Source organism: Allobosea minatitlanensis (genome assembly GCF_964020775.1).
On record NZ_OZ224509.1, the window covers coordinates 3412983 to 3427981 of the forward strand.

Sequence of the window (14999 nt, forward strand, 5' to 3'; positions counted from 1 at the left end):
CGCGCGTCACCCTGTCGGCGGCGCCTTGCAAGAGGTCCTTCGTGTCGGACATCGCGCCCCAACCGGCCCCGCGCGCACCCCGCGCCTCCCGCTGGCCGGAACTCTCGGTCGTCGTGCCCGTCCATAACGAGGCCGACAACCTGCGTCCGCTGGTCGAGCGGCTGCGGGCGGTGCTGGCGAAGGAGGTCGCCTCCTGGGAGATCGTCTTCGTCGACGACGGCAGCCGCGACGACACCCTCGGCATCATCCGCGCGCTCAACGCGGCCGACCCGCGAATCAGCGCCGTCTCCTTCAGCCGCAATTTCGGCAAGGAGATCGCCATCGCCGCCGGGCTCGACCATGCCTTCGGCGACGCCGTCGTCATCATGGACGCCGATCTCCAGCATCCGCCGGAGGTGATCCCGGCCTTCCTGGAGAAATGGCGCGAGGGCTATCTCAACATCTACGGCCAGCGCACCGACCGCATCGGCGAGACCCGGCTGAAGCGCAATTTCGCCAAGGCCTTCTACCGCATCTTCGCGCAGTTCGGCGAAACCGACCTGCCGGAAGGCGCCGGCGACTTCCGCCTGCTCGACCGCAAGGCGGTCGACGCCCTGCGCGCCCTGCCGGAGCGGGCGCGCTTCTCCAAGGGGCTCTACGCCTGGGTCGGCTTCCGCTCGATCGGCGTGCCCTTCGAGGTAGCGGAGCGCGCGCACGGCCAGTCGAAATTCCGCTACCGCAAGCTGTTCTCCTTCGCCTTCGACGGGCTCTCCTCCTTCTCGACCGTGCCGCTGAAGATCGCGACCTGGTCGGGGGCGATCATCGCCTGCGTCGCGACCCTCTCGGCGTTCTACTTCCTGCTGCGCACGCTGTTCTACGGCACCGATTTGCCCGGCTTCCCCTCGCTGATCGTCTCGATCATGTTCTTCTCCGGCATCCAACTCGTCTCGCTCGGGATGATCGGCGAATATGTCGGGCGCATCTTCGCCGAGGTGAAGCGCCGGCCGCTCTATCTCATCGGCGAGCGCGTCGGCTTCGAGGCGCGCACCGTCGACCACCCGCGCGGCGACGCCCTGCCGCCGCTGATCCGCTAGGCCTTCATGCTCAGAAACATCCTGTCGGTCGGCGGCTACACGCTGATCTCGCGCCTCACCGGCTTCGCGCGCGACATCATGCTCGCGGCCGTGCTCGGCGCCGGCGCGACCATGGACGCCTTCTCGGTGGCGCTGCGCCTGCCGAATCATTTCCGCGCCATCTTCGGCGAAGGCGCCTTCAACCAGGCCTATGTGCCGGCCTATGCCCATGTCGCGGAAAAGCAGGGGCAGGAGGCGGCCAATCTCTTCGCCGACCGGCTGTTCACCGTGCTGTTCCTGATCCAGGTCGTGCTGCTGGCCTTGGCGCTGCCGCTGATGCCCTGGCTGGTGACGCTGCTCGCCCCCGGCTTCAAGGAGGACCCTGCGGTCTTCGCGCTCGCGGTCGCGCTGACGCGGATCACCTTCCCCTATCTCCTCTTCGTCACGATGGTGACCTTCCTCGGCGCGACGCTCAACGCGGTCGACCGTTTCGCCGCCTTCGCGGCGGCGCCGATCCTGCTGAATGTCGGGATGATGGCGGCGCTGTCGGTCTCGTTCCTGTTTCCGAGCGCGGCCTATGCCGCGGCCTGGGGCGTCTCGATCTCGGGGCTGGCGCAGTGGCTCCTGCTCTATGTCGCGGCACGGCGCGCGCGCGTCTCGAGCCGGCTGGTCAGGCCGCATATGGATGCCGGCGTGCGCCGCTTCCTCAAGGCCTTCGGGCCGGCGGTGATCGGCTCTGCCGGCGTGCAGATCGCGATCTTCGCCGACACCATCATCGCCTCGCTCCTGCCGCGCGGCGCCTATTCGGCGCTGTATTATGCCGAACGGCTCTACCAGCTCCCGATCGGGCTGATCGGCATCGCCGTCGGCACGGTCGCGCTCTCGGCGATGAGCCGGGCGATCGCGCGCGGCGACGAGGCCGCCGCAAACCGCGCGCAGAACCGGGCGCTCGCCATCGCCTTCGTCGCCAGCGCGCCCTTCGTCGCCGCCTTCATCGCGGTGCCGGAGCTGATCGTCGCGGGGCTGTTCCAGCGCGGCGCCTTCGACGCCCAGGCCAGCATCGCCTCGGGCACCGTTCTTTTCGCCTATGCGCTCGGCCTGCCCGCCATCGTGATGATGCGCTCGCAGGTTTCGGCGTTCCAGGCGCGCGGCGACACGATGACGCCGATGCTGGTCGCGCTCGGCGCCATCGCCTGCAACCTGGCGCTGAAGCTGCTGCTCTGGCGGGACTGGGGGGCGCCGGGCCTGGCGCTGGCGACCGCCGCCGGAGCCTGGGTCAACCTGCTGACCCTGTTCGTGCTCGGGCTGAAGCGCGGCTGGACCACGCCGGATCCGCGCCTGCCGGGCTTCTTCGCCGTGGTCGGCGGCGCGGCGGTCGCGGCGGGCCTGTTCGCCTGGTGGCTGGCGCCGCGCGCCATGCACCTGACGGCCGCCCTGCCCTTCCAGCCGCTGCTGATCGGCGTGCTGGCGCTGTCGGCCGCGGCCGGGGCGATCTATGCCGCGCTTGCCGGCATCGGACTGAAGGCGACCGGGCTGTTCAGGCTGGTGCGCTGAGGCTCAGGCGAGGAAGCGCCCGGCCCGGCCGAGCAGCGCGGCGGCCTCGCCGGCCATCCGCCCGACGATCTCGCCGGCCGAGGGGATATCGGCGATCAGCCCCGCGGCCTCGCCGAAGATCACCGCGGCCCTGTCGGGATCGCCGGCCGTGAAGGCTTCGCGATAGGCCGGCGCCTCGGTGGCGATCGCGGCCTTCAGTTCGTGATCGCGGCCGGCCCATTGCGCGATGAAGGCGTTGTTGGCGGTGCGGATGTCGAAGGGTTTCGGCCAGTCGAGCTGGCGGGCGATATCGGGCAGCGAGGAGCGCACCGTCCGGTCCCCGGTCGCGGCGACGGCGGCGGCCTGGTGGCGCTCATGCGCCAGCGCCTCCCGGCTCGCCCAGAAGCGGGTGCCGACCAGCGCGCCGTCGGCGCCGAGCATCAGGGCGGCGGCGAGGCCGCGGCCATCGGCGATGCCCCCGGCGGCGAGCAGCAGCGTGTCCGGGCTCTCGCGGGCGAGGAGATCGGCGACTTCCGGCACGAAGGGCAAGGTCGCGCGGCTGGCGCCGTGGCCGCCCGCCTCCGTTCCCTGCGCGACGATGATCGCGGCGCCGGCCTCCAGCCCCTGCCGGACATGCTCCAGCGACTGGCACTGGCAGATCAGGGGCACGCCCGAAGCCGCGATCTCGGCGGCGAAGGGGCGCGGATCGCCGAAGGAGAGCATCAGCGCCGCCGGCTCGTGCGCCAGCGCCTGCGTCAGCAGCTCGGGCTTCTTCGCCATCGACCAGGTGATGAAGCCGCAGCCGATCCGGGTATTGCCGGCCGCGGTGAATTGCTGCTCCAGCCAATCGGCGTCGCCATAGCCACCGCCGATCAGGCCGAGGCCGCCCGCCCGCGTCACCGCGGCGGCCAGCGCCCCGCCGCCCGCCAGCGCCATGGGCGCCGACAGGATCGGATGGGCGATGCCGAGCCGCTCGGTCAATCGCGTGGCGAGGCGCGCCATAGCAGGTTTCAGGCGGCCTTGGCCTTGGTGTGGGCGAAGTCCATGTAGAGCTCGCGCGCCTTGCGGAAGAGCGGGCCGGGCTGGAGCGTGCGGTTGTCGATCCGGGTCACCGGCATGCATTTCGAGTAGTTGCCGGAGATGAAGATCTCGTCGGCGGTCTCGAACTCCTCGTAGCGCAGGCTGCATTCCTCGACGGTGACGCCGCTGCCGCGCAGCAGCTTGATCACGCGCTGGCGGGTGATGCCGTTCAGGAAGGTGCCGTTCGGAACCGGGGTCTTCACCACGCCGTCCTTGGCGAGGAAGATGTTCGAGGTGCCGGTCTCGGCGACATGGCCGAGCATGTCGAGCACCAGCGCGTTGTCGAAGCCCGCCTCCTTGGCGGCCTTGAGGATGCGGGCATTGTTCGGGTAGAGGCAGCCGGCCTTGGAATCGGTCGGGGCGGTCTCGTAGGTCGGGCGGCGGTAGAGGCCCTTGGTCACCGAGAAGCCGTTGCTCGGCTGCGGCATCGCGGCCTCGAACAGGCAGAGCGCGAACTGGGTCGAATCCGGGTCGGGCATGATGGTGGAGGGGCCGTCCGCCTCGCCCCAATACATCGGCTTCACATAGATCGCCGTGCCGGGGGCGAACTTCTTCACGCCCTCATACATCTTCTCGACGATGAAGTCCGGCGTGACCGTGGCCTGGAGCCCGAGCGCCACGGCGGAGCGGTTCACGCGGGCGGCGTGCAGCTCGATATCGGGCGCGACGCCGTCGAAATAGCGGCCGCCGTCGAAGACGCTGGAAGCCTGCCAGAGCGCATGGCTGCGCGGGCCGACGAGACCGGGATTGCCTTCATGCCAGGCTCCGTCGAACCAGGTCCAGGTCTGAGAATACCATGCCATAGCGGCGCTCCGTTCCAGTCGGTTTTACTCCGCCGCACCGTCCTCCCGCCGCCGCGCCCCGTCAACAGCCGGCCGCGCATGGCGCGATGACGGGATGTGATGAAAGCCATCGGGCGGGGTGATGGATCAGAATCCGAGGAAGCGCGCCGCCGCGATCGCCGCCATGCCGGTGAGGAGCGCGACGAGCTCGCTGCGGCTCACCGCCATCGCCGCCACGGCCACAAGCAGCGCCAGCCCCGCCGCGAGGCCGAGCCGCTCGATCAGGGGCAGCACCGTCGCCACCACGATCGAGCCGGGCAGCGCCGCCAGCCCGCGCCGGACATGCGGCGTCAGCGGCACGAAGCTCATCGCCGCCACGCCGGCGATGCGGCAGAGATAGGTCGCGACCGCCATGGCGGCGATCGCCAGCAGGGCTCCCCAGGAGCCGGGGTCAGGCAGGGTCATCGCGGAAGGCCCCGGTCACGGCCCCGGCCAGCGAGCCGGCGATGATGAAGGCGTAGCCGTCGACCAGCTTCGCCGTGAGCAGCGCGACGCAGCCGGCGACGGCCCAGGGGACGAGGCCGCGCCGGCCGCGCCAGAGCGGCACGATCATGGCGGCGAAGAAGATCGGCATGACCAGGTCGATGCCGTAGCGGCGCGGATCGGAGACCAGCATGCCGAGCATGTGGCCGGGCGCCGTCGCGACGATCCAGACGGCCCACAGGGCGAGCCCCGCCCCGACCAGCACGCCGAGGTCGCGGCCGCCCTCGGACCGGTAGCGCGTGCCGATCAGCCAGTTCGCATCGGTGAAGAAGAACAGGTGGAAGGCGTTCACCGCCTTGGGGTAGCGCGCGAACCAGGGCTGGAGCGAAGCGCCCTGCAGGATCATCCGGGCGTTGACCGTGGCGGTGACGACGGCGAGGCCCGCAATCGCGCCCCAGCTCCATTCGGGCCGCCACAGCTCCATCGCGACGAGCTGCGAGACGCCGCCATAGACGAAGGCGCTCATCAGCAAGGTCTCGGCGAGGCTCATGCCCTTGGCCGAGGCCGCCGCGCCGAAGGCGACCGCGAAGACGACGACGCCCGGCATCAGCACCGAAACCCGGCGCAGGCCGAGCAGCATGCCCCGCCCGGTCAGGGGCGCGGCGCTTTCGGCTGGCGGCGATCCGGCATCGTGAGGCTGCATGGCGTCTTCCAAAGGCCGAAGGGGCGTTCCGGTCAACGCATGCCGGCCGCGCCCGCGCATGTGCTCCATGCAAGGCAGAGGCCGGAGGCGAAGCAGAGCCTCCGGCCCGCCACCCCGTGTTTCGGCGCGGGCTCCATGCCATAAACGCCGGCATGCACTGGTTCCACTCCGTCGCGGCGACCGCGCCCAGCTATCCGGCCGTCTGGCTGGTGGACACGCAAGAGCGGCCGGGCAACCTGGCGGAGCGGTCGCGGCTGCGGCGCGGGACGGCCCGCCTCGTCGTGGCGCGGCAGCTCGGCAGCGCCGGGGCCGGGTGCGTCATCGCCCATGACCCCGCCGGCCAGCCCCGGATCGACGGGCCCGGCGCGGGCGGCCTGCGCATCTCGCTGGCGACGCGGGCCGGCATCGTCGCGGTGGCGCTGGCGCGGCAGCCGGTCGGGGTCGATGTCGAGCTGGTCGACCCTGCCGGCATCGTCCCGCGCGAGGCCCTGCACCCGGACGAGCTCAGCATGCTGGACGCGATCGGGGCCGGCGCGCGCCCGCTCGCCTTCGCGCGGCTCTGGGCCGCGAAGGAAGCCTATGTGAAGGCGCTCGGCACCGGCTTCGTCCATCCGCCGGAGAGCTTCGCCGTGTCGTTCCCCTCGCCGGAGCGCTTCCATGTCGACGACCCTTCGCGCGGCATCGCGGCGGAGGGCTTTCTGCGCACCGTCGAAAACGGCGGCCGGGAAACCCTGGCCGCCGCAGCGATCGTTCTCGACAGGGCCTGAGGCTCAGGCCGGCGCGCCGCCGGATTTCCGCCTCAGCGCATAGCCGACCGCGCAGACGAAGACCGCGCCGATGGCCGCCGCCGCGTAATGCGGCAGGTCGGCCGGGCCGATGCCCAGCGGGTTGACGTCGACGGGCACGGTCTTGACCCAGGCCGGCAGGCTCGTCTGCAGCCATTGCAGCACGGCGACGTCGCCCAGGATCATCTCGGCCGCGATCCAGCCGAGCAGCGCCGCGCCGATCCAGACCAGGATCGGGAAGCGCTCGATGATCGAGGTGAGCAGTTGCGCGCCCATGATGATCAGCGGGATCGAGAGCAGCAGGCCGAAGATGAAGAGCTCGGGATGCCCCTTGGCCGCGCCGGCGATGGCGATGACGTTGTCGAGGCTCATCACCGCATCGGCGATGGCGATGGTGCGCACCGCCTTCCACAGGCTCGAGCTCGCCTCGATCTCGCCATGCGCCTCCTCCTCGCCGACCGCGAGCTTGATCGCGATCCAGAACAGCAGGATCCCGCCGACGATCTTCAGATAGGGCACGCCGAGCAGATAGGTGACGATCAGCGCGAAGATGATGCGCAGCCCCACCGCCGCGCCGGCGCCGAGCCAGATGCCGAGCTTGCGGCGGTTCTCCGGCAGGGAGCGGCAGGCGAGCGCGATGACCACCGCATTGTCGCCCGACAGAAGCAGGTCGATCCAGATGATCTGGAGCAGCGAGATCCAGAAGGTCGAGGAGGCGAAATCCATCGGTCAGTCCCTTGTCAGAGGGCCGGGTCCGGCCGGCGCGATTTGATCAGATAGCCCAGTCCCAGCACCAGGAGCGCACCGAGCGCCGCCGCGGGATATTCGAGCCGGTGCAGAAGCTCCGATCCGAAATGGCCGATGAGCCAGGGGTCGCTGTCCAGCATCTCGCCCGCGACCCAGCCGAGCAGCGCCGCGCCGGCCCAGACCAGGATCGGGAAGCGGGTCAGGAGATTGGTGATCAGCGAGGCCCCGACCACGATCAGCGGGATCGAGATGACGAGGCCGGCCACCAGGAGCCCCATCGAGTCGCGCGCCACGCCGGCGATGGCCAGGACGTTGTCGAGACTCATGATGATGTCGGCGATGGCGACCGTCTGCACGGCCTTCCAGAGCTTGCTGCTGGCGGCGATCGAATCCTCGTCCTGCTCGCCATCCTCGACCAGCAGCTTCACCGCGATCCAGATCAGCAGCCCGGCCCCGACGATGCGCAGGAACGGCATGCTGAGCAGCGAGGCGATGATCACGGTGAAGGCGACGCGCAGCACCACGGCCACGGCCGCGCCGAGCGCGATGCCCTTGGTGCGCTGCGCGGGCGCGAGCGCCCGGCAGGCCAGGGCGATCACCACCGCATTGTCGCCCGAGAGGACGACGTTCAGCAGGATGATCTCGAAGAGCTTGCCCCAGAGCAGCGGGTCGGCCAGAGAAAACGATGTCAGGTCCATGGTTGGCGACGTCCTCGCCGGCCCGTGCCGGCTCCCTTTCCTGCGGCCGGCGCGGCCCGCGCCGCGCCGGCCCTTGTCTCAGCTCAGCCCAGCGCCTGCTCGACCGCCTTGCCGGCCGCTTCGGTGCCGAGCGTGCCGCCGAGATCGCGCGTGCGGGTGCGGGCATCGCCCAGCGCCCGCTCGATCGCGGCCTCGATGCCCTTGGCGGCCTCGTGCTCGCCGAGATGGTCGAGCATCATCGCGCCGGACCAGATCATGCCGACCGGATTGGCGATGCCCTGCCCCGCGATATCCGGCGCCGAGCCGTGGACCGGCTCGAACAGCGAGGGATGGTCGCCGGTCGGGTTGATGTTGCCCGAGGGCGCGATGCCGATGGTGCCGGTGCAGGCCGGGCCGAGATCGGAGAGGATGTCGCCGAACAGGTTCGAGGCGACGACCACGTCGAAGCGGTCCGGGTTCAGCACGAAATGCGCGGTCAGGATGTCGATATGGTACTGGTCGACAGCGACGCCGGGATAGTTCCTCGCCATCTCCTTCACCCGCTCGTCCCAATAGGGCATGGTGATCGAGATGCCGTTCGACTTGGTGGCGGAGGTCAGCTTCCGGCGCGGCCGGCGGCTCGCGAGCTCGAAGGCGTATTTCAGCACGCGGTCGACGCCGACGCGGCTCATCACCGTCTCCTGGATAACGATCTCGCGCTCGGTGCCGGCATACATCCGCCCACCGACCGAGGAATACTCGCCCTCGGTGTTCTCGCGCACCACGAAGAAGTCGATGTCGCCGGGCTTGCGGCCGGCGAGCGGGCCGGGGACGCCCGGCATCAGCCGCACCGGGCGGAGATTGACGTACTGGTCGAATTCGCGCCGGAACAGCAGCAGCGAGCCCCAGAGCGAAACATGGTCCGGCACCTGGGCGGGCATGCCGACGGCGCCGAAATAGATCGCGTCATGGCCGCCGATCGTCTCCTTCCAGTCGTCCGGCAGCATCTTGCCGTGCTTGGCGTAATAGTCGCAGGAGGAGAAATCGAACTGGTCGAGACGCAGTTCGAAGCCGTATGTCTTCGCGGCGGCCTCGAGCACGCGCAGGCCCTCGGGCATGACCTCCTTGCCGATGCCGTCGCCGGGAATGACGGCGATCCGATAGACGCGGTTGGTCCCGCTGGTGGTCATCCCGCTCATGCGGCTTCTCCGAAGAAAGACGTGAATTCCGCGGCGACGAGGTCCGGGACCTCTTCCGCCAGGTAGTGGCCGCCCGGCAGGGCGTGGCCGCGCACATCCTGCGCACGCGAGCGCCACAAGGCCAGAGGGTCGAAGCATTTGCCGATGATGCCGTCGGCGCCCCAGAGGGCGAGCAGCGGCTGCGCCAGCTTGCGCCCGCCATCCGCGTCGTCATGGCGGATGTCGATGGTCGCGGCGGCGCGGTAGTCCTCGCAGGAGCCGTGGATCGTGCCCGGATCGGCGAAGCAGCGCAGGTAATGGGCGAGCGCTTCCGGCGCGAAGGGGCTCATCCCGGCCGAGCCGGAGCCGCATTTCTTGCGCCAATAGGCCTCCGGGTCGGCACCGATCATCCGCTCCGGGAAGGGGGCGGGCTGGATCAGGAAGAACCAGTGCCAATAGGCGCGGGCGAAGGCATCGGTGGTGTTGGCGTACATCTCCCGCGTCGGGGCGATGTCGAGCGTGGCGAGGCGGAGGACGCGCCCGGCATGGTCGAGCGCGAGACGATGCGCGACGCGGGCGCCACGGTCATGCGCGCCGATGCAGAAGCGCTCATGGCCGAGCGCGGTCATCACCTGCGCCACGTCCTGCGCCATGGCGCGCTTGGAATAGGGCTGATGCGCGGAATCGGTCGGCGGCTTGTCGCTGTCGCCATAGCCGCGCAGATCGGCGCAGACGAGGGTGAAGCGGTCCCTCAGCCGCGCCGCGACCTTGTGCCAGAGCGCATGGGTCTGCGGATAGCCGTGCAGCAGCAGGAGCGGCGGCCCCTCGCCGCCGACGCGCACGCGGATGCGCGCGCCCGGCGTTTGAACGTCGAGCAGGCGAAAGCCGGGGAACAGATTGTCGGAAACGGGGAGCTCGGTGAGACTCATCAGGCCGGAATTCTGCAACAATGCGCCTGCCGATACCCCGAAAGCGCCGGGGCTTCTGCCCCGGATTATTACATAATCCTGATCAATGGTGAGAATCTCGCCGTCATTGCGAGCGCGGCTCGCAATGACGGAAGACGGCTCAGCCCCGGAGCGTCGCGCCGTAGCGCTTGGCCATCTCCGCGACGATCTTGCTGCCGACAGCCTCGATCTCCGCCTCGGTCAGGGTCTTCTCTACCGGCTGCAGCGTGACGGCGAGCGCGACCGACTTCTTGCCGGGCTCGACGCCCTGCCCCTCATAGAGATCGAAGACGCCGATATGGGCGATCAGCGCGCGGTCGGCGCCCTGCCCCGTCTTCATCATGTCGCCGGCCGCCACGGCCTTGTCGACGATGAAGGCGAAGTCGCGGGTCACCGGCTGGAAATCGGAGAGGGTGAGCTTCGGCTTGACCTTGGTCGGCTTGTATTTCGGCAGGGGCAGCGCATCGAGATGGATCTCGAAGGCGACGAGCGGGCCCTTGGCGTCGAGCGCCTTCAGGATCTTCGGGTGGACCTCGCCGAAGGCGCCGATCACGCCCTTGGGGCCGAACTGCAGCGTGGCGGACCGGCCGGGATGGGCCCAGGCCGGGCCGCCCGCGACGATCTGCAGGCCGCCGGTCGGAACCCCCAGCCCCGAGAGCAGGCCGAGCACGTCGGCCTTGGCATCGAAGGCGTCGACGGATCGAGCGCCGCCATCCCAGTGGCGGCCGACGCCGTCGAGCCGCGCCGTGCCGCGGCGCAGGCCGGCGGCGGCGGCGAGCTGGCCTTCCGGCTCGTCGCTGAGGAAGATCTGGCCGACCTCGAACAGGGCGACGTCGGGGAAGCCGCGATCGGCATTGTTCTGTGCCGCCCGGATCAGCCCCGGCAGCAGCGAGGGCCGCATGTCGGAGAGATCGGCCGCGATCGGGTTGGCGAGGGCGAGCTTCCTCGAGCCGCCGCCGAAAAGCTTCGCCTGGTCATGCGATATGAAAGACCAGGTCACGGCCTCGACCAGGCCGCGCGCGGCCAGCGTGCGCTTGGCGGTGCGGGTGCGCTTCTGGAGAACGGTGAGAACCGGCTTCACCACCTCGCCCCTGATGCGCGGCAGCGGCGTCGAGACGACGCGGTCCAGGCCCGCGATGCGCACGATCTCCTCGACGAGATCGGCCTTGCCGCCGACATCGGCGCGCCAGGAGGGGGGCGCGACCTTGACCCGGTCGCCCGTGCCCGAGACATGGAAGCCGAGCGAGGTCAGCGCCAGCTTCATCTCCGCCTGCGGCAGCTCCAGCCCGGTGAGGCGCTTGACCTCGGACCAGGGGAAGTCGATCGCGCCGGGGCTGTCGGGCAACTCGCCGGCGAATGCGATCTCGGAGGCCTCGCCGCCGCAGAGCGCGATCACCATGGCGGTGGCGAGGTCGAGGCCCGGCCGGACGAAATCGGGATCGACGCCGCGCTCGAAGCGGTAGCGCGCATCCGAGTTGATGCCGAGCGCCCGGCCGGAGCGGGCGACATTGAGCGGGTCCCAGAGCGCGCTCTCGATCAGCACGTCGGTGGTGCCTTCGCCGCTGCCCGAGGCCTCGCCGCCCATGATGCCGGCAAGCGATTCGACGCCGCGCTCATCGGCGATCACGACCTGCTCGTCGGTCAGCGTATAGGTCTTGCCGTCGAGCGCGAGGATGGTCTCGCCCTCCTTCGCGCGGCGCACGGTGAGATCGCCCGTCACCTTGGCCGCGTCGAAGACATGCAGCGGCCTGTTGCGGTCGAGCGTCATGAAATTGGTGATGTCGACGAGCGCGTTGATCGGACGCAGGCCGACGGCGCGCAGCCGCGCCTGCAACCAGTCCGGCGAGGGGCCGTTCTTCACGCCCCGCACGAGGCGCAGCGCGAAGGCCGGGCAGAGCTTGCGGTCCTCGTCCGTGAAATCGAGCCTGACCTCGACCGGGCACGGGAAGGAGCCGCGCAGCGGCTGGACGGCTGAACTCTTCAGCTTGCCGAGGCCGGCGGCGGCGAGGTCGCGCGCGATGCCGGCGACGCCGAGCGCGTCGGCCCGGTTCGGCGTCACCGCGATCTCGATCACGGCGTCGTCGAGCCCCGCATAAGCGGCGTAGGGCTGGCCGACCGGCGCATCGGCGGGCAGCTCGATGATGCCGTCATGGTCGTCGGAGAGCTCCAGCTCGGCTTCCGAGACCAGCATGCCGTTCGATTCGACGCCGCGGATCACGCCCTTGCCGAGCGTGATCTTCTTGCCGGGGATGTAGCTGCCCGGCGGCGAGAACACGCCCTTCATGCCGGTGCGGGCGTTGGGCGCGCCGCAGACGACCTGCACCGGCTCGCCGGCACCGGTGTCGACCATGCAGACGCGCAGGCGATCGGCGTTCGGGTGCTGCTTCGCCTCGACGACATAGGCGATGGTGAAGGCGGAGAGCGCGGCGGCGCGATCCTCGATCGCCTCGACCTCCAGGCCGATGCGGGTCAGGGTCTCGGCGATCTCCGCAACGGAGGCGTCGGTGTCGAGATGCTCTTTGAGCCAGGAGATCGTGAATTTCATCGTCGTATCAGTGTCGGGCGGGATCGGTCGAAATCTTGGCGCTGGTGGCCGAAAGGGCCGGCGTCGCCTGGTTGAGCGCGTTGGCGCCGTCGGCGCGGATCGTCATGGCGTTGCCGCGCCAGCTCACCTCGCCGCCGATGAAGGCATAGGCCCAGACACCGGGGAAGGCGATGTCGCGCACCAGCATGGCAAAAGGCGAACGCCAGTTCAGGAACCAGCCGACCCCGGCCGAGAGCGCGATGTCGCCGGCATACCAGACGGCCAGCACCAGCAGCGGCCCGAGCCAGAACGGCAGGCCGAAGCCGACGCCCGCGACGGTCGCGAGCAGCGCCGGCAGCAGCGGTGCGGAGAGGATCTCCAGCGCGAAGAAGGGCAGGAAGGTGACGCGCCGCAGGCGGGCCCAGCGGAACTGGCGCTGCACCGCATCGGCGAGGCGGCGCGGCCCGAGCGGCTGCTCGAAGGGCTGGCCGACGAGATGGACGTGCCGGCCGGCGGCGCGCACCAGCTTGGTCGAGGCGGCGTCCTCCGCGATCTCGGCGCCGAGCGCGGCGATGCCGCCATTCGCGTCGAGGAAGGGCTTGTTCCACAGCATCGACTTGCCCTGGGCGAAGCCGAGCCCCAGCGCCTCGCCGACATATTGCCAGCGCGCCTGGAAGGCGTTGAGGAAGGCGCATTCGACCTCGGCGCCGAAATTCTGCGGCCGCGAGCCCGCCGGCGTCGAGCAGACGAGGCCGGTATCGGATCGCCAGGCGGCCATCAGCCGCTGGATGTAGTCCTTCGGCATCAGCACGTTGGAATCGGCGAGGATGACCCAGTCGGTCGTCGCCGCCTCCCAGCCGCGCACGCAGTTGTTGAGCTTGGGATTGGCGCTGACGGCGACGTCGCCGACGAGCAGCCGCGCCTTGTCGGGCCCGAATTGCGCGATCAGCTCCTCGATCAGCGGCACGATCGGGTCGTCTGCGTCGGCGACGCAGAAGATCGTGCTGTAGCGCGGATAGTCGAGCTCCAGCCCCGAGACGGCGGTCTCGCGGCTGAAGGCCTCGATGCCGCGCACCGGCCTGACGATGGTGACGGGCGGCAGCTCCGCCAGCAGGGCCGAGCGCTGCAAGGGCCGGCGCAGCCGCCAGAGCGCGATGGCCTGGCTCGCCAGGTTCACCGCGACCAGCAGCCCCGCGGCCAGCGCCGCCCAGCCCGCAGGCGTCATCGCGCCCTCCCCTGCCGGGTCGCCGCCGTCATGAGGAGAGGCCGCCGGTCAGGGTCGGCAGGTCGAGCGGGCGGAAGCCGTAATGCGCGAGCCAGCGCACATCCGCCTCGAAGAAGGGGCGCAGATCCGGCATGCCGTATTTCAGCATGGCGATGCGGTCGATGCCCATGCCCCAGGCGAAGCCCTGATAGACGTCCGGGTCGAGCCCGCAATTGCGCAGCACGTTCGGATGCACCATGCCGCAGCCGAGGATCTCCAGCCAGTCCTCGCCCTCGCCGAAGCGGATCTCGCCGCCCTTGCGCGAGCACTGGATGTCGACCTCCATCGAGGGCTCGGTGAAGGGGAAGAAGGACGGACGGAAGCGCATCTTCACGTCATCGATCTCGAAGAAGGACTTGCAGAACTCCTCCAGGATCCATTTGAGGTGGCCGAGATTGGCGGATTTGTCGATCACCAGCCCCTCGACCTGATGGAACATCGGCGTGTGGGTCTGGTCGGAATCGTTGCGATAGGTCCTGCCCGGGCAGATCACGCGGATCGGCGGGGCCTCGGCCAGCATGGTGCGGACCTGGACCGGCGAGGTATGCGTGCGCAGCAGCTTGCGCTCGCCGTTCGAGTCCGGCGCGAAGAAGAAGGTGTCGTGCATCTCGCGGGCGGGATGGCCAACCGGGAAGTTGAGCCTGGTGAAATTGAGGTCGTCGGTCTCGACATCCGGCCCCTCGGCGACGGCGAAGCCCATATCGCCGAAGATCGCGGTGATCTCGTCGATGACCTGGCTGATCGGGTGGATGCGGCCGCGCGCCTCGGGCCCGTCCTGCACCGGCAGCGAGACGTCGAGACGCTCGGAGGCGAGCCGCGCCTCCAGCGCCGTCTCGCCCAGCGCCTCCTTGCGGGCGGCGATGGCACCCTGCACGCGGTCGCGCAGGCCGTTGATCAGCGGGCCCTTTTCCTTGCGCTCGTCGGGCGTCATCGCGCCCAGCGTCTTGAGCAGGGCCGAGACCGAGCCCGACTTGCCGAGCGCCGCGATGCGCAGCTCCTCGACGGCGGCCTCGTCGGCGGCGGCGGCGATCGCGGCGAGGGTGTCGCGTTCCAGGGTGGCGATATCGGTCATGAACGGGTCGCAAGCGTTTGAAGGCGTGGGAACGGCCGCGTTCTAGCGGGAACGGCCGGCATATGCCAGTGCGAAGCGGCATCGCATCGAAACGAGCGCCCTCCTCCCCGGCAGGGCGACGATCTGCCCGTTTGCCTCGGCGGCGGTTTCTTCCGAGAAGGGGCGGCTTTCG

At 69.9% G+C, this 14999-nt stretch carries 14 protein-coding genes; 3 read left to right on the forward strand and 11 right to left on the reverse strand.

Annotation, left to right across the window (positions count from 1 at the left end; translation table 11 throughout):
- The first annotated feature begins 41 nt into the window (after nt 1-41).
- Nucleotides 42-1073 carry a glycosyltransferase family 2 protein gene (locus tag ACWH43_RS16890; protein WP_260348152.1) on the forward strand — a complete coding sequence of 344 codons (1032 nt, stop codon included), beginning with the start codon at nt 42-44 and terminating at the stop codon, nt 1071-1073.
- A gap of 6 nt (nt 1074-1079) precedes the next feature.
- Nucleotides 1080-2606, forward strand: coding sequence for a murein biosynthesis integral membrane protein MurJ (gene murJ / locus ACWH43_RS16895; protein WP_158443809.1), 1527 nt, complete (start codon nt 1080-1082; stop codon nt 2604-2606).
- Nucleotides 2607-2609: 3 nt separating this feature from the next.
- On the opposite strand, the gene ACWH43_RS16900 is transcribed toward murJ, so the two are convergent.
- From ACWH43_RS16900 to ACWH43_RS16915, 4 genes are all read right to left on the reverse strand, one after another.
- The gene (locus tag ACWH43_RS16900; protein WP_158443810.1) at nt 2610-3587 is read right to left on the reverse strand and encodes an NAD(P)H-dependent flavin oxidoreductase; all 978 of its coding nucleotides are present in this window, start codon (nt 3585-3587) and stop codon (nt 2610-2612) included.
- An 8-nt stretch (nt 3588-3595) separates the two neighbouring features.
- Nucleotides 3596-4468 (reverse strand): branched-chain amino acid aminotransferase, encoded by an 873-nt coding sequence (locus tag ACWH43_RS16905; protein WP_158443811.1) that lies wholly within the window; start codon nt 4466-4468, stop codon nt 3596-3598.
- Nucleotides 4469-4594: 126 nt separating this feature from the next.
- A complete protein-coding gene (locus ACWH43_RS16910; RefSeq protein WP_158443812.1) occupies nt 4595-4912 on the reverse strand; it encodes an AzlD family protein in 318 nt (105 codons plus the stop codon).
- A complete protein-coding gene (locus tag ACWH43_RS16915; protein ID WP_158443813.1) occupies nt 4899-5633 on the reverse strand; it encodes an AzlC family ABC transporter permease in 735 nt (244 codons plus the stop codon). Before ACWH43_RS16915 ends, ACWH43_RS16910 begins: the two co-directional genes overlap by 14 nt.
- A 152-nt stretch (nt 5634-5785) precedes the next feature.
- Between ACWH43_RS16915 and ACWH43_RS16920 the strand changes: the two genes are divergently transcribed.
- The gene (locus ACWH43_RS16920; protein WP_158443814.1) at nt 5786-6400 is read left to right on the forward strand and encodes a 4'-phosphopantetheinyl transferase family protein; all 615 of its coding nucleotides are present in this window, start codon (nt 5786-5788) and stop codon (nt 6398-6400) included.
- 3 nt (nt 6401-6403) lie between these two features.
- On the opposite strand, the gene ACWH43_RS16925 is transcribed toward ACWH43_RS16920, so the two are convergent.
- From ACWH43_RS16925 to pheS, 7 genes are all read right to left on the reverse strand, one after another.
- Nucleotides 6404-7144 carry a TerC family protein gene (locus tag ACWH43_RS16925; RefSeq protein WP_158443815.1) on the reverse strand — a complete coding sequence of 247 codons (741 nt, stop codon included), beginning with the start codon at nt 7142-7144 and terminating at the stop codon, nt 6404-6406.
- Nucleotides 7145-7158: 14 nt separating this feature from the next.
- Nucleotides 7159-7863 carry a TerC family protein gene (locus tag ACWH43_RS16930; protein ID WP_158443816.1) on the reverse strand — a complete coding sequence of 235 codons (705 nt, stop codon included), beginning with the start codon at nt 7861-7863 and terminating at the stop codon, nt 7159-7161.
- Nucleotides 7864-7946: 83 nt separating this feature from the next.
- Nucleotides 7947-9032: a tartrate dehydrogenase gene (locus ACWH43_RS16935; RefSeq protein WP_158443839.1), complete on the reverse strand. Its 1086-nt coding sequence runs from the start codon at nt 9030-9032 to the stop codon at nt 7947-7949.
- A gap of 5 nt (nt 9033-9037) precedes the next feature.
- Nucleotides 9038-9949, reverse strand: coding sequence for an alpha/beta fold hydrolase (locus ACWH43_RS16940; RefSeq protein WP_158443817.1), 912 nt, complete (start codon nt 9947-9949; stop codon nt 9038-9040).
- Between the two features lie 139 nt (nt 9950-10088).
- Nucleotides 10089-12512 carry a phenylalanine--tRNA ligase subunit beta gene (gene pheT / locus ACWH43_RS16945; RefSeq protein ID WP_260348151.1) on the reverse strand — a complete coding sequence of 808 codons (2424 nt, stop codon included), beginning with the start codon at nt 12510-12512 and terminating at the stop codon, nt 10089-10091.
- 7 nt (nt 12513-12519) lie between these two features.
- Nucleotides 12520-13716, reverse strand: coding sequence for a ceramide glucosyltransferase (locus ACWH43_RS16950; protein ID WP_158443819.1), 1197 nt, complete (start codon nt 13714-13716; stop codon nt 12520-12522).
- A gap of 28 nt (nt 13717-13744) precedes the next feature.
- Entirely contained in the window at nt 13745-14827 is a 1083-nt protein-coding gene (gene pheS, locus ACWH43_RS16955) for a phenylalanine--tRNA ligase subunit alpha (RefSeq protein WP_158443820.1), read from the reverse strand.
- Nucleotides 14828-14999: the final 172 nt, after the last annotated feature.